Consider the following 17461-nt stretch of genomic DNA (forward strand, 5'->3'; position numbering starts at 1 on the left):
GCCTGGCTGCTCGGCCGCGCTGCCGTCTCGTCGCTGGTGATCGGCGCCCGCAACGACGTCCAGCTGAAGGACAATCTCGCGGCCGCCGCCCTGGAGCTCGGCACCGAGGAACGCCAGCGCCTCGACGCCGTCAGCCGACCGCCTCTGCTCTACCCCTACTGGCACCAGCAACTGACGGCGAAGGATCGCTTCGGCCCCGCCGACATGGTTCTCGACCGCAGCGACATCTGATCAGCGGCGTCGGGCCGAGCACAAGAGCTAGGTCCCGATGAACCGCCAGAGCTCGGGATCGGGTTCGATCTGGCCGCTGAGCACGAAATATTTGTAGAGGACGAGGAGGGAGATCGCCTGCTCGTCCCGTTCATTGGAAAATTTGCGGCAATAGGCATTGGCCGCGGCGATGATGCGCTCCGCCGCGGCCGGATGCTGCTCGAAATAATCTACTTTTTCACGAAGATCGGAGAAGTCCGGGTCGAGCGGCGCATAGTGGACACCGGCCTCGAGCTGGCTCTCGCCAAACCATGTTTCGTAGGTCGGCGGCGGCATCAGACAGAGCGAGTTGGAATTCATGATCCATTTGAGGTTGGTCGCCACGTCATTGCCCTCCAACGAGACGATGTAGCGATAGCGCAGATGCTGGCTGATGCGGAGGAAAGGCTTGCTGTACTCAGCCGGAGCACTGCGCTTGTGCGAACCGACGTCGCAGAACGGCAAGCCGCGCGCGACATCCAGGAACCGTGTCCTGATCGGATTGTTGAGGTCGCCGCGCCAGACCACGACCGGGCGTTTATCGGCGAAGGCGACGGTGTCGACGGGCATGTGGAAGTGGCGAAACTTGTTGAACTTCATAACGACAGCGTTGCCGTTGTCGACGCTGATCGGCCGATCCTTGACGAGCGTCGGCAGCTTGGGCACGCCTTTGACGTCGCCGAACTTCAGGTCGATGAGCAATGACGGATCGAAATAGCGGGCAAATTCCTTCAGGTCGTAATAATACATGCTCGGTTCAAACGGCATCTTGTCGATGCGCACGGCATCCGGGCTTGGCGTAAAAGCGTTCTGCAGCTTGTTGTAGTGATGAAGCCGTCGGCGCACGGCTTCATCCGAGAGCCTGGCCTGTTCCAGGCGGCCCGCCAACCGTCGTCGGAAGATCGCCTGGGGTGCGATATCGCGCATGACGTTTCGCGCGTAGTAGAAGACCCTTGCCGTCGTCCGTTGTATGGTGGCCATCGTTCTCCTAGTCTAAAACAAGCGCCACTAAACAGACAACAGCCGGGATGGTTCCCGCGGCGTGATTGCGCATCGTTAGGGCACGCATTCCGGCAGTGCCCGAACACGTGATGGCCGGCCTCGACGAGACGCGCCGGGGATGCCGCAGCAACTACAGCATGTCGCGGCGAATAGGATTCGCCCAACCTTCCGTAAGCTTCTGATTTTATGGCGTTATCCTGGAACCGAGGACCCTTCCGGGCGACATGCATTAGCCCGTTATGTAGCGCCACACCTCGGCATCAGGTTTGATCTGGCCAGAGAGCACGAAGTATTTGTAGAGCACCAGCAGGGAGATCGCCTGTTCGGTCCGCTCGTCGTCGAATGTCCGGCAATAGGCGTTCGCGGCGGCGATGATGCGCTCTGCCTTGGCCGGGTGCCGCTCGAAATAGGCGACGTTTTCGGCAAGATTGGAGAAGTCTGCCTCTAGCGGCACATAGTGGACATTGGCTTCGAGCTGTCGCTCGGCAAACCATGTCTCGTAGGTTGGCGGCGGCATCAGGCAAAGCGACTTCGAGTTCATGATCCATTTGAGGTTGGTCGCCACATCATTGCCCTCGAGCGAGACGATGTAGCGATAGCGCTGGTGCTGGCTGATGCTGAGAAAAGGCTTGGCGTATTCCGCCGGCGCGTTCGGCTTGTGCGAGCCGACATCACAGAACGGCAGGTCGCGCACGGCTTTCAGGAATCTTGTCCTGATCGGATTGTTGAGATCGCCGCGCCAGACCACGGCCGGCAGCTTGTCGGCGAACGAGATGGCGTCAGCCGGCATCTGGAAGTGGCGAAACTTGTCCAGCTTCATGATGATCGCATTCTTGTCGTCGTCACGGATCGGCCGATCCTTGACGATCGTCGGCACCTTCGGCACACGCCTGACGTCGCCGTATTCGAGATCGATGAGCAAATCCGGATCGAAGTAGCGGGCGAATTCCTTCAGGTCATAATAATACATGGTCGGCGTGAAGGGCAGCTTGCTGATGCGCTTGGCATTGGCGCTTGGCGCGAAACCTTCCTGCAGTTTGTTGTAGTAATTCAACCGCTGGCGCGCCGCCCCACCGGAAAGCCTGGCCCTTTCGAGACGGCTGGCCAGCCTGGCGCGAAACAGCGCTTGCGGAGCCACGTCGCGCGCGACGTTTCGCGCATAATAAAAAACTTTTGCTGCGGTCCGCGAAATTGTGGCCATCGGTCACTTGATCAAAACAAACAGGCAGCTCTCAATTCATTGGCGCCCCGGGTTTCCTACATCATTGTGGCGCCCATCTGGCAAGCCCCGCATCTCTTCGACACCAGCGTCCACGCATTGTCGCTTCGGCTGTTGTGTTTGACGGCTAATGCTCCTAGGCAGGTCCAGGGCCGCAAGGCAGTGACCAAAGGAGCCGATATGGCGCGAGCACCAAACTACGATCAGGAACGCAAGGAGCGCGACCGCCAGAAGGCGGCCAAGAAGGCTGAAAAACTGGCGGCCAAGGTTGCGGCGCGCGAGCGTTCGAAGCCTGACACCGAGACGGAGAACGAAACCGAGGAATAACGGCATGCGGCCCGCGAATGCGGGCCGTGCCTCAATCCGAATTGTCGGTATCAGCCTATGTCAGGCTGGCGCCTTGTCGCTGATGAAAACATCCACCTCCCGCGCCGCGGCGATGAAAGCGCGTCGGGCATTCATCGCCGGCTTGTCGCCGGCGAGTGCGTCGTGGCAGGCCTGCAGCGCCGCACGATGCTTGGCGCTGCGCTTGCCCGGCCAACTGTTGAGGAGGTAATCGGAAGCCTCCCTTGCCGAACGCAAGAGCTGAGTGCTTCCCGCCGTGACGGATTTGACGGTCACGGGTGTTTCAAAGCGATTGTTTTCCATCGCCGCTCTTACGCCATCGGCTTGCATGAAGCGAGGCTGAAAGTGCGCTTCGCGTCGGATGCCGCCTGTTTTCCGGCGAGCGGGCTGCCGCGCATAGGCCGTACTAAGCGGCGACGACGGCAAATCCCCTCGCGCGAAGGCCACGTCGGTCGTTGGCAAGCGACGTCACCAGCCGGTCGCGGCTGCCGACGATGTGGGCCGACAGGAGCCGCGCGGCTTCATCGGCCTGAGTAAGGCGTGTAGCGGCTAGGATGGCGCGATGCTCGAGCCAGGCACGGCCAAGGGCCGTTTCGTCACGCACTTCCAGCCAGCGGGCGCGCGACAGGCGCGTCATGGCGTCACGAACCGCCCGGAACAGGAATTCGTTGCCGGAGAGCCGCGCCAGTTCGATGTGAAAATCCATGCCGACACGATGCCATTCCTCGCGCGGGGTGTTTTCGTCGCAGGAATCGAGCATCGCCTCGATGACATCGATGGCGCTCTTGTCCGCTTGCCCGCATGTCAGCCGCAGCGCCGCGACCTCGACCGCCTCGCGATAGACCGCAATCTGCTCGAGCTCGGCCAGGTTGATTGGCGAGACCGTCCAGCCGCGCCCGTCCCTGCCGACCAGCCCCTCGGTCTCCAGCCGCAGAAGTGCCGCCCTGACCGGCGTGCGCGAGGCGCCGAAACGGCCTTCGATCCAGCGTTCGGTCAGCCGCTCTCCCGGCCCGATCTCGAGCGCCAGGATCATCTCGCGAAGCTGCCGTTCGACATTCCGCATCTGCGACATCGCGCACCCTTTCCGAAGCCGCATTGACAGCGACCGGCTTGAAGTTCATGACGGATCCCAGGTTGGTATCCCAAAATGGTATCCGCAACAAGCACTGATACCGGGGCAGGCAGGACATGACGCAGGAAGACACGCGGCAAAGCGGCTACAACATCCATTGGCGGCGCAATCTCGCCGTCTGTTTCGCGGGGTCGTTCAGCACGCTCATCGCCATGACCCTGCTCTTGCCCTTTTTGCCGCTCTACGTCGAACAGCTCGGCGCACAGGGTCATGCCGCCACCGTACAATGGTCCGGCATCGCCTATGGCGCCACCTTCTTCGCCGCGGCGATGGTCGCGCCGTTGTGGGGACGCCTGGGCGACCGCTACGGCCGCAAGGTGATGCTGGTGCGCGCCTCCTTCGGCATGGCGATCTGCATGTCGCTGACGGGCATGGTCGAGACGGTCTGGCAGTTGGTGCTGCTGCGCCTGCTGATCGGCTTCGCCGGCGGCTATTCCTCGGGTTCAACCATATTGGTGGCCATGCAGACGCCGAAGGAGCGCTCCGGCTGGGCGCTTGGCGTCCTGTCGGCGGGCATCACGGCGGGCTCGCTGGTCGGCCCGCTGCTCGGCGGCGTGCTGCCGCCGGTGATCGGGATTCGCGCCACCTTCCTCTTGTCGGGCGGGGTGATCTTCCTCGCCTTCCTGGCGACGACCTTCCTCATCAAGGAGAGTCCGCGCCCGAGCCCGAGGGCTGCCAAAGCCACGTCGGCGACAAAACCGAAAAGCGGCTGGTCGCAGATCCCGGACAAGCGCCCGGTCGTGGCCATGCTGACCACCGGCATGCTGCTCGCCTTCGCCACGATGTCGATCGAGCCGATCATCACCGTCTATGTGCAGCAGCTCATCGAGGACCAGAACCGGGTGACGCTCGTCGCCGGCGTGGTAATGTCGGCGGCCGCCCTCGGCACCATCTTGTCGGCGTCCTGGCTCGGCAAGCTCGCAGACCGGATCGGGCACTGGAACGTTGTCGTGGGAGCGCTGGCTGTCTCGGCGCTGTTGCTCATCCCGCAGGCTTTTGTCACCAACAGCTGGCAGCTTATCGGCCTGCGTTTCCTGATGGGCCTGGCGCTGGGCGGCCTCCTGCCCTGCATCACCAGTGTCATCAGGCACAACATCCCCGACGGCGTCGGCGGCAACGTGCTTGGCCTTGCGATCTCGGCACAGTATGTCGGGCAGGTCGCGGGGCCACTGGCCGGCGGTTTCGTCGGGGGCCATTTCGGAATGCCGGCGGTGTTTCTCGGTACGTCGGTGCTGATGGCGCTCGGTGCCGCCTACAACTGGATCGTCCAGTCGCGGCGGACGCGGCATATGGCGCTGGAAGCGGGCAAGCCCTGAGCTTGCCTGACCTGCAAAAGAAGGAGCACGCCGACCATGAACCTCGCCAATCCAAACGGCAGCCGGCTCCTCGTGCTTGCCGGCGGTCTCGTCGGCGCGGCGGGAGTGGCGCTTTCGGCAGCTGCCGCGCATCGCGGCGGCGCCTTCACCGGCCCGGCCGCGTCATTCCTCCTGATGCATGCGCCGGTCTTTCTCGCCATTGGCCTTATCGGAGCAAACCGCTGGCTGCGCATCGCAAGCCTCGTTCTGCTCGCCGGGCTGCTGCTCTTCGCGGGTGATCTTCTCGCCCGCGATTTCTGGGGCTCAAGACTGTTTCCGATGTCGGCGCCGATCGGCGGCACCCTGCTCATTGCAGGCTGGCTTGCGATAGCGATTTCGGCCGTAGCGCGTCCACGACCCTAAAAGGATTGCTCCAGGTCAATCCCGGCGGCGTTCCGGGCGGACCCAAAGTTCGCGATTGCGCGCGGCGGGTTTTGTCCGGCGCCGCGCCTCCGGTCGCTCCGTGGCCGGCGCGATGCCCCAGTAGTTGCGATAGATGTCCTCGAACAGATGTTTGATGGGGTGCATGACTCATCCTCCTTGTCTTTGAATCGATCCAATTCACGGGTGCGAAAAAATGTTGATCAGCCCCGCTTGCGGGCCACGAGGAAGCGAAGGTCGCGAACCCATGGACCGGCTTCACCACGGCGCCTGACTTCGTTGGCGGTTGTCCTGATATTCCAGTCGTTGCGATAAATGTCGTCGAACAGATAGTTGACGGGATGCACGGCGCTCCTCCCCTTCGGTTAAACAAGCAGGCCAAGCCTGCCAACTTGGATCGATTCAAGCATATGACTCCAGCCATCGCCGGTCAAGCTAAATTTGAATCGATCCAACGGAAATGCTAGATGCAGCCCAGGAACGTGCTAAATGCATGTCAGGAGGCACGCGCAAATGGCGTCACTCACCGCAGGCAATCGACGACCCGTCCGACTGGCCGATATCGCAAAGGCCGCCGGTGTTTCGCACGGCACCGCGTCCAATGTATTCAGCCGCCCCGAGATCGTGCGCGAGGAAGTTCGCGACCGGGTTCGCGCGGCAGCCGAGGCAATGGGTTATGGCGGACCCGATCCAAAGGGGAGGCTGCTGCGGGCCGGCAAGGTCAACGCCATCGGCGTTGCCACCGCCGAGCCCCTCTCCTATTTCTTCGACGATCCGTTTGCGCGCGTTATGATGGCAGGCATCTCGCAGGCTTGCGATGCGACGGGAGCCGGCATTTCCCTGGTCTCGGCCGCCAACAACGAGCAGCTTGCCTGGAACATCCAGAGCGCCCTGGTCGACGGCTTCATCGTCTTCTGCATCGAAGGCGGCTCGCGCCTGGTGGAGTTGGCACGCGAGCGCAAGCTTCCCTTCGTCGCGCTCGACCTCGATTCCGAGGACGGGTCGGTCGCCGCGATCGGTGTCGACAACATCGCCGGCGCCGGCATGGCGGCCCGCCATCTCACCGATCTCGGACATCGCCGCTTCGCCGTTCTGGCCCTGCCCTTCGCCGACGACAGGACAGGCCTTGTTTCGGCCGAACAGGTCCGGCAGGCAACCTATGCAGGGACGCGCGACCGCCTCACCGGCTATCTCCGGGAGCTTTCGCGGGTTGGCGTCGATACATCCAAAGTACCCGTCTACGAGACCGCCAACGACGTGGCGAGCACGAAGGCAGGGCTCGAAACCATCTTCGCCTCCGACGCACCGCCCACCGCCATCCTGGCCATGTCGGACAGAATAGCCCTGGTGGCGCTCGAATGGCTGAGCGCACGCGGGCTCAACGTGCCTGACGATGTTTCCGTCGTCGGGTTCGACGGTGTTCCGGAAGCAGCGGTGTCCGAGCCGCCATTGACCACGATCGCCCAGCCGATTGCCGAGATGGGCCGCCTTGCCGTCAGGGCGATCCTGGAGAGCGACGCGCCGGTCAGCCGGCAGCAGCTGCCGGTCGAACTGATCGTGCGGGGCTCGTCGGGTCCGCCCCGCGGTTGAACCGCACGCCCGAACCGACTACCGATTGGCTCTTGCCATGGCAGAGAGGCCCAAAGGCGCACGAACCGGCGCGGGATCCTTTTGGGCCGTGTGGGCCTTGCCCGAACCGCCGATGGCCGACAGCCATTCGAGATAGAAGGCGAGCGCGAACTGCATGGCAATGCCGGCCGATATCAGCAGGCCGTCATAGACGAACCCGCCCGGATTGATCACCTTCATCACCTGCGCGACCATGGCGATCACCGTGCCGGCGATGAAGACCGGCAGCGATCGTTTGCCCAGTATCGCCAGCGGATGGTCGGGGCTGGTGCGCAACAGGCCGGACAGCGCCGGCAGGGCGACGACGAGATAGCTGACCGCCAGGATGTGCAACAGCCGCGGCAGCGACAGGAAGGTCTTGTCGAAGCCGCCGATCACCACCGGCAGGTTGAACCACGTTATATGTCCCCAGAGCGGGCTATGCACCCACACCAGCGCCGCCAGCACATAGGCGGCGGCCGCGCCGATCATCCAGCGGTTGACCGGAATGATACCGCCGCGCCTGACATGCAGCATGGCGGCAAGGCCGATGTTGAACAGGAACTGCCAGGACAGCGGATTGAGGAACCAGAAACCGGGCTCGGGATAATTGGGCGGTGCGATCTGCCAGATTCCGGCAACGAGCCACAGCATGCCGGACAGGAGAAGGGCCGCGACGGGCCTGTAGCTGACAAACAGCACGAAGGCCGGCGCCATCAAAAGCAGCGCGGCATAGACCGGCAGGATGTTGTTGTAGCCGAGCTGGTGGCCAAGCGTGACGATGCCGACCAGCACTTGCGGCGTGTCCTTCATCAGCGGCTCGATATTGATGAGCTTCAGCAGTTCCGGCCGCTTGGCAAACACCGACACGGCGCAGAACAGGGCCATCACCACCATTGTCGTGACGATATGGGCGATGTAGAGCAAGCCCGCCCGCCGCCACATCTTCAAGGTCGCCAGAAGCCGGCCTCCCGGCCGGAATTTCGTGCCGTAGGCGAGCGCGACCGAGATGCCGGAAATCAGCACGAACGCTTCGGCCGCATCAGAAAAACCGAAATTCTTGTAGGTCAGGGCCTCGAAAGCCGTGCCCGGCACATGGTCGATGAAGATCGTGAGCAGGGCCAGCGCGCGCAGTACATCAATACGCGTGTCGCGTTCCAAGATACGCGAATCGCGATTTGGGATACGCAAATCGCGATCTGGGATACGCGAATCGCGATCTGGCGAAACAGGGGTGGTCATCGACAAAAGGCCTCAAAGCTGGTTGTTCATGTCCAGCAATGCGACCCCCGACGCACCGCTTCGATTCCTCCCGCAGGGAGTATATCGGCGCAGAAACGGGCTGGAATGCGCCTGGTTCAATCAACTTTCGCGGAGCATGAAAATATTGCGTTTTGAAGCCGGCAAATTGAGCGAAACCTCATATAATCAACGGGATGCGATATGATTGGCGCCAGTGTCGAAAATGGTCCGCCGATGCTGGACCTGGCCTTTCCCTATCGTCTCCTCGGCGCCGGCGGAGGCGGCCGTGAATGCCTGTTCCTGCTGCATGGATCGGGTGTCGACGAGACAAGCATGGTGGCGCTGGCGAGACGCATGGCACCAGATGCCGCACTGGTCGCGGTGCGTGGCCGTATCCCCCAGGAGGACGGTTTTCGCTGGTTCGAGCGAATCACGCCGACGCGCTTCGACCAGGAAAGCATCCGTGTCGAAACCGCCGCGTTCGCGGCATTCGCAACCGAAGCCGCCGCGCGCCATGGGCTTGATCTCGGTCACGCGACATTCCTTGGCTATTCGAACGGCGCCAATCTAATTTCAAGCCTCATGCTGCTCCATCCCGGCATCGTCCGGAACGCGGCGCTGCTGAGGCCAATGCCTGTGCTCGACAAGGCCCCGGCGACGGACCTTGCGGAGACACGAACGCTGATCATTGCCGGAGCCGCCGACGAGACCTACGGGCCTTTCGCGCCGGCGCTGGTGACGCTGCTCAGCCGGCACGGCACGGAGATCGACGCCCGGATTGTTCCATCGGGCCACGAAATCGGTGACCCCGACGCAGCAATTATCAGGCACTGGCTGGCGGGATCGGCGGTGCTGCGCAGGTAGGCTGACTGTCTTTCGGACCGCTCCCTTCGCAGGTGCGCAGCGTGATCGAGCCAGCGACCGCTGAATAGCCGTCGCGCCCTACCCGCCATTCTGTTCCAGGCATCGAGGCCGGCGATTTTGTAGGCCTCGGCCAGCGTTGGGTAGTTGAAGGTATTGTTGACGAAGAAGTCGACCGTGCCGCCGAGGTTGATCACCGCCTGGCCGATGTGAATGAGTTCGGTGGCGCCCTCGCCGACGATGTGCGCGCCGAGCAGGCGTCGCGTCTCGATCGAGAACAACAGCTTCAGGAAGCCGGTGTCGACGCCCATGATATGGCCGCGCGACGTCTCGCGGAAGCGCGCGACACCAACCTCATAGGCGCCGCCGCTTTGACGTACCTGTTCCTCGGACTGGCCGACCGTAGATATCTCCGGCACCGCATAGATGCCGTACGGAAAGGTCTCCGGCGGCGCAGGCAGGGTCACGCCAAAGGCATGGCAGGCGGCCACCCTGCCCTGCTCCATCGAGGTGGAGGCGAGGCTCGGAAAGCCGATGACGTCGCCTGCGGCGTAGATATTGGCCACGCTGGTCTGGAAGGTCTGCGGATCGACCTTGATACGGCCCCTGGAGTCGGCTTCGATGCCGACCACGTCGAGGCCGAGGCTGCCGATATTGCCGGTGCGGCCGGCGGCGTACAGCACGACCTCGGAGCGGATGGTTCGGCCATCGGCCAGTTCCACCTCGGCGGCTTCCGGCTTGGAGCGGATTTCCTTGACCGCGCTGCCCAGCCTTATCGTCATGCCGCGGTCGCGCATCTGGTGGATGAAATCGTCGACGATCTCCCGGTCGACGAAATCGAGGATGGAGTTGCGCGGCTCGACCAGCGTCACCGGTACGTCGAGCGCGGAAAAGATCGTGGCGTATTCGACGCCGATGACGCCGGCACCGATCACCGTCAGCGTGCGCGGCAGCCGGTCGAGTTCAAGCATCTCGTCGCTGTCGAAGACACGGGTCTTGTCGAAGGGCACGTCGCGCGGCCGATGCGGCCTGGTACCGACGGCAATCAGCGCGTTGGCAAAGCCGACTTCGCTGTAATCGCCATTGTCCGATGTCAGACTGACCTTGTTGGGGCCGAGAAATTTCACCGCCGCGCGCGCACTTTTGACCGTGTTTCGCATGAACTGGTGTTGCAGCACCTCGACCTCGTGGTCGAGCGTCTTGTGCAGGCGCTCGATCAGGTCGCCGACCGCGATATCCTGCTTGACCCGATAGCCGCGTCCATAGAAGCCGCGCTCGCGCCAGCCCGAGAGATTGAGCACAGTTTCGCGCAGCGTTTTCGAGGGGATGGTGCCGGTGTGCACAGAGACGCCGCCAAGACGCCGGCCCCGGTCGACCACCAGCACCGATTTGCCGAGTTTGGCCGATTGCACCGCCGCGCGGCGGCCCGAGGGGCCGCTGCCGATGACCAGCATGTCATAGTCCATATTACCCCGTCCCCTCGGCGTCTTGTTGCGCCGCAGCAAGCTAACGCCATCCACGCTGCAAATTCAACCGGTTCAGACCGTCAGCCCATTCTACCCTGCCCGGTGCGCGGCGAAACGGCCCGATCTTGATTCCACCATCAGCCTTCACCATTTCTGATGAGGTGGGCGCAGGCTAAGCAGGCCCCTGTTACGAGGAAATGACATGGACGCTCGCGTTCTCGACGGCGAAATCATCGACACCCGGCTTGACGATGTCAGGGCTTATGAAGGCGTGCGCACAAGGCGCATCCTGGCCTTCGTGCTCGACTATATCATCGTCGCCCTGCTTACCATTCCGTTCGCCATCCTGGTGTTCTTCCTCGGGCTTTTGACCCTCGGTCTTGGCTGGATGCTGTTTGGCGTCCTGGTGCCGGCAGTCGCCATCCTCTACATCTGGAACACACTTGGCAGCGCCGACCAGGCTACTACGGGCATGAAGATGATGGGCATCCGCCTCGACCGTCTCGACGGCAGGCCGATCGACGGCCTCACGGCGGTCGTCCATTCCGTGCTGTTCTGGGCCGGCAATGTCATCCTGTCGCCGCTGGTCCTGCTGGTGACCCTGTTCTCCGACCGCAAGCGCACGCTGCACGATCTTTTGCTCGGCACGGTCGTCAGCCGCACTGGCCGCTAAAACCGACCCTCAAGAGAAACCGCAGCCCCTTGAGCGCAAATGTGAAGGTGTTCAGTCAACCGCACCTTCACTACCCTATTGAATTTTTCGCCGCCGGAGCCAAAGGTAGAGCGATTCGAAGGAGTGTTTCCAAGGCTCGATGACGCAGCACCCGACCCAGTCGCCGCAGTTTTTCCTGACCGCGCCGTCGCCGTGCCCCTACCTCGACGGCCAGTTCGAGCGCAAGGTGTTCACGCATCTGGTCGGCGACAAGGCCTCGGAGATGAACGACCTGCTCACGCAAGGCGGCTTCCGGCGCTCGCAGAACATCGCCTACAGGCCAGCCTGCGAGACCTGCCGCGCCTGTGTATCCGTGCGTATCCTGGCCCAGGAATTTACCGCCAGCCGCAACATGAAGCGCGTGCTGCAGCACAATTCCGACCTCGTCGGCGCCATGCACAATGCCGAGCCGTCGACCGAACAATATTCGCTGTTCCGCGGCTATCTCGATGCCCGCCATCGCCGCGGCGGCATGTCCGACATGACGGTGCTCGACTACGCCATGATGGTCGAGGATACGCATGTCGACACCAAGGTAATCGAATACCGGCGGCGCGGACCCGATACCTTCATCACCGGCAAGGGTCAAGGTGAACTCATCGCCGTGGCACTCACCGACAAGATGGCCGACGGCCTGTCGATGGTCTATTCCTATTTCAATCCCGATTTCGAAAGCCGATCGCTCGGCACGTTCATGATCCTCGACCACATCGCCCGTGCCAAGGCGATGGGACTGCCCCATGTCTACCTTGGCTACTGGGTCAATGGTTCGCGCAAGATGAATTATAAGATGCGCTTCATGCCGCAGGAGCATCTCGGCCCAAAAGGCTGGGAGCGCTATACCAACGAAGCGGTCTGACGCTGAGTTTTCCCACGATCCACGCTTAACTGTTTCAAGGCAGGGGATGCTGGTCTTTCAGCCGCTCGGATGGAGAGAGTGCGCGATTGCGCCGATCGGCCACCGCCTGCAATTCAATTGCGAAAGTTCCTGCATGTCCTCTCACCATGACCACCAGAAGGGCCTTCTGATAACCGCCATCGGCGGACTGATACTGACTGTCGACATACCGTTGATCCCCCTTGCGGATGGCGGCGCGTGGACGATCCTTTTGCTGCGGACCGGAACTACTTTCATCGCCGCGATGATCATCTGGTCGGTCTGGCGCGCGCTGAGCCGGAATGTGCCGCCGCTCATCCCCGGCTGGTCCGGGCTGATCGTGGCGATATGCTATGGGCTGACCTCGATCACCTTCGTTACCGCGGTCTTTCATACTTCGACCGCCGATCTGGTGTTTATCCTGGCCTTCAACACCGTGTTCGCCGCACTGCTGTCCTGGATATTCCTGAAGGAAAGACCGCGGGCGGTGACGATCGTGGCGATGCTGGTCATGATCCTCGGCGTGCTGGTCATCGTCGGCGGTTCGGTCGGCACCGGCAAGCTGTTCGGTGACTTCATGGCGCTCTGCTCGGCTTTCTTCATCGCGGTCGCCATCACCATCTCGCGCGCCAGCGGCAAGGATATGGGATTCACCTCGCTCATAGGCGTCCTTCTGCCGCTTGGACTGGCCGCCTTCATGGTGACAGGCTTCCACGTGAACGCGCCATGGTGGATCATCTTCAACGGCGCCGTCATCATGCCGATCTCGTTCTTCTGCCTCGCCGCAGGGCCGAAATACATTTCGGGACCGGAAGTGGCGATGTTCTACCTGCTCGAAACGGTGCTGGCGCCGATCTGGGTGTGGATGATCTTCGCCGAGACACCGACGCGCAACAGCCTGATCGGCGGCGGCATCCTGATCGTCACACTGGTCGCCCATTCGCTCTGGCAGCTGCATGATGGGCGGAGGCGCCGGGGCGACCTTGCGGTGCACCATCCGGCCTAGATTTGTCCGAAATCCCTATCCGGCGCTCGCCTTCTTCGCGGCGCTTGGTTCGGGCAGGACGTCGATCTGCGGACCCGCCTCGATCTCGGCGGCAGAGCCGTCCGCCGTCTGGTCTGCCAGTTCCACCTCACGCAGCCACTCGCGCCAGATCGCGACCAGCAGCGCCATCAGCACCGGGCCGATGAACAGGCCGAGAAAACCCATCGTCTTGACGCCGCCGATCAAGCCGAAAAAGGTTGGCAGGAAGGGCAGTTTTATCGGTCCGCCCACGAGCTTGGGGCGCAATGTCTTGTCGACGATGAACAGCTCGACCGTTCCCCATATGAACAGCGCTAGGCCGGCCATCGGCGAGCCGCTGGCGGCGAGGTAAATCGACACCAAGGTAAAAGACAGCGGCGCACCGCCGGGGATGAGCGCCATCACGCCTGTCAGCGCGCCCAGCGTCACAGGCGACGGCACACCGGCCAGCCAGTAGGCGACGCCCAGCACCAGACCCTCGCCGATGGCAATCACGGTCATGCCGGTCACGGTCGAGGAGATGGTCGCCGGCACGACGCGCGAGATCCGCTCCCAGCGGGTCGGCAGGATGCGCTCGCCGAGGCGGTCGATCTGGCCGGCGAAATTCTCGCCATCGCGATAGGCGAAAAACAAGGCGATCATCATGAACAGCAGCGTCAGAAAGAGGCTGAAAGCGCTGCCGCCGGCGGCGAGCGCGCCGCGGTAGATGCTGCCGATATTGGCACCGCTGACCAGCTGGATCAGTTCGCCGATGCCGCCGGGATGGCCGAGATTGGTCGTCCACTGCTCGTTCAGCCACTCACCCATCACAGGCAGGGTGGCGATCCAGTGCGGCGTCACCGCACCGTGCCGATTGGTCTCTATCGCCCAGCCGACCCATTCGCGCACCTCGTTGATAGCATAGGTGCCGGCAAGCGCGATCGGTATCACCAGGAAGGCGAGGATGAACAAGATGGCAAAGGTGGCGGCGATGGTGCGGTTGCCGCCGACGCCGACCAGCAGGCGACGATAGAGCGGCCAGCTGGCGAAAGCGATGACGAGCGCGGCCAGCACCGGGAACAGGAAACCATGGAAGAAATAGACACCAGCGGCAACGATCAGCACCAGCAGCCAGCGCGCCGCCGACAGCGGCGGTATGACGGCCGACCGGAGCGGTGTGGACAGCCCGAAGAGGCGCTGCTGCCGTTCCGGTTTCTGGATCTTTGCTTCCTTCAAATGCCCTTCTCCCCGACCCGTCCGGTCAGTTATGCACTGATATAGTGCAGCAATCGTGACGATAGTCCAAATGGTGATGGTGAAGCTGTGTTCCCTTCTCCCCCTGTGGCAGAAGGTGTCGCCGAAGGCGACGGATGAGGGGTGTTCCAGCGGAGCGAGGCGTTGGTGTTCCCTGGAACACCCCTCAACCGTCTCGGCGCTACGCGCCGATCCACCTTCTCCCACAAGGGGAGAAGGAAGAAGCGCCCCGTTACCCGAACTTGCCAGTCCTTGGGAAACCCTTCGGCACCATACGCCCTGCCGATGCCCTCGCGCCGATCCACTCGGCCAGTTCTTCGCGCGACCGCGTGAAGGTGCGGTCGGCCGAATCCTGCCAGGAAAGACCGGTCTCCAGCGTGAACGGCTTGAGGTCGAGAAGGCCGCCGTCCTTGTATTTCTGCAGCCGCACGCCCTTACCGCGACCCATCTCCGGAATTTCCGAGAGCGCGAACACCAGCATCTTGCGGTTCTCGCCGACGATGGCCAGATGATCGCCAGTGACCGGCACGCAGCGCTTGGCTTCGTCCGGGGCCTTGACGTTCATCACCTGTTTGCCCTTGCGGGTGTTGGCGACCACCTCTTCCTCCGCAACGATGAAGCCGTTGGCCTCGAAAGAGGCGAGCAGCAGCTTGCGCTTGGGATCGTGGACGAAGGCGGTGACGATGTCCTGGTCATTGTCCATGTCGACGATGATGCGGATCGGCTCGCCATGGCCGCGGCCGCCGGGCAGCCGGTCGGCGCCGATCGTGTAGAATTTGCCGCCGGTGGTGAAGACCAGCACCTTGTCTGTCGTCTGGGCATGGAAGGCGAGCTTGAGACTGTCGCCCTCCTTGAAGGTCAGCGTCGAAAGATCGGCCAGATGGCCCTTCATTGCCCGCAGCCAGCCTTTTTCCGAAACCACGACGGTGACCGGCTCGCGCTCGATCATGGCATGCGCAATGTCGGTCAGGTCGTGCTCGGGCGCATCGGCGAACTGGGTACGGCGCTTGCCGATCTCGGTCTCCGGGCCGAACTTGTCGCGGACCTGAGTGACTTCCCACTTGATCGTCGACCACTGCTTTGCATCGGACGCCAGCAGCGCCTCGATCTGCTTCTTCTCTGCGGTCAGGCCATCGAATTCCTTGCGGATCTCGAATTCCTCCAGCTTACGCAACGCGCGCAGCCGCATGTTGAGGATCGCTTCGGCTTGGATGTCGGTGAGCGACCAGCGGGCCATCATGACCTGCTTTGGCTCATCCTCCTCGCGGATGATCCTGATCACCTCGTCAATGTTGAGATAGGCGATCAGGTAGCCGGCGAGGATTTCCAGCCGCCTCTCGATCTCGCCAAGGCGATGTTTCGAGCGACGGATGAGGACGTCGCGGCGGTGATCCAGCCATTCCTGCAGCACGCCTTTCAACGACAGCACGTTGGGCACCTTGCCGCGCGACAGCACATTCATGTTGAGCGGGAAACGGCTCTCGAGCTCGGTGAGCTTGAACAGTGATTCCATCAGGATGCCGGGGTCGACGGAACGGCTCTTGGGCACCAGGACGACGCGGATGTCCTCGGCACTTTCGTCCCTGATATCCTCGAGCAGCGGCAGCTTGCGGGCCATCAACAGCTCGGCGATCTTCTCGATCAGCCGCGCCTTCTGCACGCCATAGGGGATTTCGGTGACGACGATGCTCCAGGTGCCCCTGCCCTGGTCCTCCTGGTTCCATTTCGACCGCACGCGAAAGCCGCCGCGGCCGGTCTCATAGGCTTCGAGTATGGAGGCGCGGCTGTCGACGATGATGCCGCCGGTCGGGAAATCCGGGCCCTGGACGAAATCCATCAGCTTCGCCACGGGCGCGTCGCGATGCTCGATCAGATGCAGTGCGGCGTCGCAAAGTTCGGCCGCGTTGTGCGGCGGGATCGACGTCGCCATGCCGACCGCGATGCCGGACGAGCCGTTGGCCAGCAGATTCGGGAAGGCGCCGGGGAGCACGACCGGCTCCTCGTCCTCTTCATTGTAGGTCGGCCGATAGTCGACGGCATCCTCGGTGATGCCGGCAAGCAATTCGGTCGCCACGTCGGTCATGCGCGCTTCGGTGTAGCGCATGGCGGCGGCGTTATCGCCGTCGATGTTGCCGAAATTGCCCTGGCCGTCGACCAAGGGGTAGCGCATCGAAAAATCCTGCGCCAGCCGTACCAGCGCATCATAGATCGACTGGTCGCCATGCGGGTGGAACTTGCCCATCACCTCGCCGACGATACGGGCGCATTTGGCAAAACCCTGGTCGGGATTGAGGCGCAGCAGTCGCATGGCGTGCATGGTACGGCGATGGACCGGCTTCAGTCCGTCGCGAACGTCGGGCAGCGCCCGGTGCATGATGGTCGACAGCGCATAGGCGAGATAACGCTCTTCCAGCGCCTTCTTCAGATCGACCGGTTCAATATGATCGCCGCCGCCATTGTCAGGCGGCAAAAGCCTTTTTCCCATGGGCTGGGACTAGCCGAGCGGGTGATTCGCGGCAAGGGGCGCGCACCGGACCGGTCGATTTGCGCACTTTTCTGCAACAGGAGACCGCAAGATCGAGCTTGCCGGCCAACATCAGTCTGTTACATGCCGCATCTATTGCGAAGCACGCAGGCGGCCCGACCTTCATGCCAAATTCACCGCATTGTCCAATAGCGTTCGGATCGGGTTTGCCTTTCACCGCGATTTTCGACCATTGTGCCGGGACACGCCTTTTTCCCGTCCAGTTCGTCA

17 protein-coding genes and 2 pseudogenes are annotated in these 17461 nt (G+C 62.6%); 9 read left to right on the plus strand and 10 right to left on the minus strand.

What is annotated here, in order from left to right; genetic code table 11:
- A pseudogene (locus tag O7A61_RS02950) lies at window positions 1–231 on the plus strand (aldo/keto reductase); the annotation flags it as partial.
- Window positions 232–258: 27 nt separating this feature from the next.
- On the opposite strand, the gene O7A61_RS02955 reads toward O7A61_RS02950, so the two are convergent.
- Entirely contained in the window at window positions 259–1230 is a 972-nt protein-coding gene (locus O7A61_RS02955) for a glycosyl transferase family 90 (RefSeq protein WP_337128277.1), read from the minus strand.
- A gap of 250 nt (window positions 1231–1480) precedes the next feature.
- Window positions 1481–2452 carry a glycosyl transferase family 90 gene (locus O7A61_RS02960; RefSeq protein ID WP_027146690.1) on the minus strand — a complete coding sequence of 324 codons (972 nt, stop codon included), beginning with the start codon at window positions 2450–2452 and terminating at the stop codon, window positions 1481–1483.
- Window positions 2453–2650: 198 nt separating this feature from the next.
- Between O7A61_RS02960 and O7A61_RS02965 the strand changes: the two genes are divergently transcribed.
- The gene (locus O7A61_RS02965) at window positions 2651–2797 is read left to right on the plus strand and encodes a hypothetical protein (RefSeq protein WP_337128278.1); all 147 of its coding nucleotides are present in this window, start codon (window positions 2651–2653) and stop codon (window positions 2795–2797) included.
- A gap of 60 nt (window positions 2798–2857) precedes the next feature.
- Here the strand turns inward: O7A61_RS02965 and O7A61_RS02970 are convergent, their stop codons facing one another.
- Window positions 2858–3241: a DUF982 domain-containing protein gene (locus tag O7A61_RS02970; protein ID WP_246684179.1), complete on the minus strand. Its 384-nt coding sequence runs from the start codon at window positions 3239–3241 to the stop codon at window positions 2858–2860.
- Window positions 3222–3887: a GntR family transcriptional regulator gene (locus O7A61_RS02975; protein ID WP_337128279.1), complete on the minus strand. Its 666-nt coding sequence runs from the start codon at window positions 3885–3887 to the stop codon at window positions 3222–3224. Before O7A61_RS02975 ends, O7A61_RS02970 begins: the two co-directional genes overlap by 20 nt.
- A gap of 116 nt (window positions 3888–4003) precedes the next feature.
- Here O7A61_RS02975 and O7A61_RS02980 point away from each other — a divergent pair, with 116 nt between their 5' ends.
- Window positions 4004–5263 carry a multidrug efflux MFS transporter gene (locus O7A61_RS02980; RefSeq protein ID WP_337128280.1) on the plus strand — a complete coding sequence of 420 codons (1260 nt, stop codon included), beginning with the start codon at window positions 4004–4006 and terminating at the stop codon, window positions 5261–5263.
- Between the two features lie 36 nt (window positions 5264–5299).
- A complete protein-coding gene (locus tag O7A61_RS02985) occupies window positions 5300–5665 on the plus strand; it encodes a DUF423 domain-containing protein (protein ID WP_337128281.1) in 366 nt (121 codons plus the stop codon).
- Between the two features lie 15 nt (window positions 5666–5680).
- On the opposite strand, the gene O7A61_RS02990 is transcribed toward O7A61_RS02985, so the two are convergent.
- Together O7A61_RS02990 and O7A61_RS02995 are read right to left on the minus strand one after the other, a co-directional pair.
- Window positions 5681–5830, minus strand: coding sequence for a hypothetical protein (locus O7A61_RS02990; RefSeq protein WP_337128282.1), 150 nt, complete (start codon window positions 5828–5830; stop codon window positions 5681–5683).
- Between the two features lie 56 nt (window positions 5831–5886).
- Window positions 5887–6030 carry a hypothetical protein gene (locus O7A61_RS02995; protein WP_337128283.1) on the minus strand — a complete coding sequence of 48 codons (144 nt, stop codon included), beginning with the start codon at window positions 6028–6030 and terminating at the stop codon, window positions 5887–5889.
- A gap of 166 nt (window positions 6031–6196) precedes the next feature.
- Between O7A61_RS02995 and O7A61_RS03000 the strand changes: the two genes are divergently transcribed.
- Window positions 6197–7273, plus strand: coding sequence for a LacI family DNA-binding transcriptional regulator (locus tag O7A61_RS03000; protein ID WP_337128284.1), 1077 nt, complete (start codon window positions 6197–6199; stop codon window positions 7271–7273).
- Window positions 7274–7291: 18 nt separating this feature from the next.
- Here O7A61_RS03000 and O7A61_RS03005 read toward each other — a convergent pair whose 3' ends face one another.
- The gene (locus O7A61_RS03005; RefSeq protein WP_337128285.1) at window positions 7292–8533 is read right to left on the minus strand and encodes an OpgC family protein; all 1242 of its coding nucleotides are present in this window, start codon (window positions 8531–8533) and stop codon (window positions 7292–7294) included.
- Window positions 8534–8734: 201 nt separating this feature from the next.
- On the opposite strand from O7A61_RS03005, the gene O7A61_RS03010 reads away from it, so the two are divergent.
- On the plus strand, window positions 8735–9397 hold the full coding sequence (locus tag O7A61_RS03010) for an alpha/beta hydrolase (protein ID WP_337107521.1): 663 nt from the start codon (window positions 8735–8737) through the stop codon (window positions 9395–9397).
- Between the two features lie 86 nt (window positions 9398–9483).
- Here O7A61_RS03010 and sthA read toward each other — a convergent pair.
- Window positions 9484–10860 (minus strand): annotated as a pseudogene (gene sthA / locus O7A61_RS03015) (Si-specific NAD(P)(+) transhydrogenase); the annotation flags it as partial.
- Window positions 10861–11062: 202 nt separating this feature from the next.
- Here sthA and O7A61_RS03020 point away from each other — a divergent pair.
- From O7A61_RS03020 to O7A61_RS03030, 3 genes are all read left to right on the plus strand, one after another.
- Window positions 11063–11533 (plus strand): RDD family protein, encoded by a 471-nt coding sequence (locus tag O7A61_RS03020; protein ID WP_140506561.1) that lies wholly within the window; start codon window positions 11063–11065, stop codon window positions 11531–11533.
- A gap of 139 nt (window positions 11534–11672) precedes the next feature.
- Entirely contained in the window at window positions 11673–12431 is a 759-nt protein-coding gene (locus O7A61_RS03025; protein ID WP_015318275.1) for an arginyltransferase, read from the plus strand.
- A gap of 133 nt (window positions 12432–12564) precedes the next feature.
- Complete coding sequence (locus O7A61_RS03030; protein WP_337128286.1) at window positions 12565–13455, plus strand: DMT family transporter; 891 nt, start codon at window positions 12565–12567, stop codon at window positions 13453–13455.
- Window positions 13456–13470: 15 nt separating this feature from the next.
- Here the strand turns inward: O7A61_RS03030 and O7A61_RS03035 are convergent, their stop codons facing one another.
- Window positions 13471–14688, minus strand: coding sequence for an AI-2E family transporter (locus O7A61_RS03035; RefSeq protein WP_337128287.1), 1218 nt, complete (start codon window positions 14686–14688; stop codon window positions 13471–13473).
- 250 nt (window positions 14689–14938) lie between these two features.
- A complete protein-coding gene (gene parC, locus O7A61_RS03040; RefSeq protein WP_337128288.1) occupies window positions 14939–17191 on the minus strand; it encodes a DNA topoisomerase IV subunit A in 2253 nt (750 codons plus the stop codon).
- Window positions 17192–17461 lie beyond the last annotated feature (270 nt).

Source organism: Mesorhizobium sp. Cs1321R2N1, from assembly GCF_037179725.1.
Lineage (GTDB): Bacteria > Pseudomonadota > Alphaproteobacteria > Rhizobiales > Rhizobiaceae > Mesorhizobium > Mesorhizobium salmacidum.

Excerpts from the sequence above, each read along its gene's own strand:
- O7A61_RS02955 (WP_337128277.1), bottom strand. The coding sequence starts at position 1,230 with ATGGCCACCATACAACGGACGACGGCAAGGGTCTTCTACTACGCGCGA.
- O7A61_RS02960 (WP_027146690.1), bottom strand. The coding sequence starts at position 2,452 with ATGGCCACAATTTCGCGGACCGCAGCAAAAGTTTTTTATTATGCGCGA.
- O7A61_RS02965 (WP_337128278.1), top strand. The coding sequence starts at position 2,651 with ATGGCGCGAGCACCAAACTACGATCAGGAACGCAAGGAGCGCGACCGC.
- O7A61_RS02975 (WP_337128279.1), bottom strand. The coding sequence starts at position 3,887 with ATGTCGCAGATGCGGAATGTCGAACGGCAGCTTCGCGAGATGATCCTG.
- O7A61_RS02980 (WP_337128280.1), top strand. The coding sequence starts at position 4,004 with ATGACGCAGGAAGACACGCGGCAAAGCGGCTACAACATCCATTGGCGG.
- O7A61_RS02985 (WP_337128281.1), top strand. The coding sequence starts at position 5,300 with ATGAACCTCGCCAATCCAAACGGCAGCCGGCTCCTCGTGCTTGCCGGC.
- O7A61_RS02990 (WP_337128282.1), bottom strand. The coding sequence starts at position 5,830 with ATGCACCCCATCAAACATCTGTTCGAGGACATCTATCGCAACTACTGG.
- O7A61_RS03000 (WP_337128284.1), top strand. The coding sequence starts at position 6,197 with ATGGCGTCACTCACCGCAGGCAATCGACGACCCGTCCGACTGGCCGAT.
- O7A61_RS03005 (WP_337128285.1), bottom strand. The coding sequence starts at position 8,533 with ATGACCACCCCTGTTTCGCCAGATCGCGATTCGCGTATCCCAGATCGC.
- O7A61_RS03010 (WP_337107521.1), top strand. The coding sequence starts at position 8,735 with ATGATTGGCGCCAGTGTCGAAAATGGTCCGCCGATGCTGGACCTGGCC.
- O7A61_RS03020 (WP_140506561.1), top strand. The coding sequence starts at position 11,063 with ATGGACGCTCGCGTTCTCGACGGCGAAATCATCGACACCCGGCTTGAC.
- O7A61_RS03025 (WP_015318275.1), top strand. The coding sequence starts at position 11,673 with ATGACGCAGCACCCGACCCAGTCGCCGCAGTTTTTCCTGACCGCGCCG.
- O7A61_RS03030 (WP_337128286.1), top strand. The coding sequence starts at position 12,565 with ATGTCCTCTCACCATGACCACCAGAAGGGCCTTCTGATAACCGCCATC.
- parC (WP_337128288.1), bottom strand. The coding sequence starts at position 17,191 with ATGGGAAAAAGGCTTTTGCCGCCTGACAATGGCGGCGGCGATCATATT.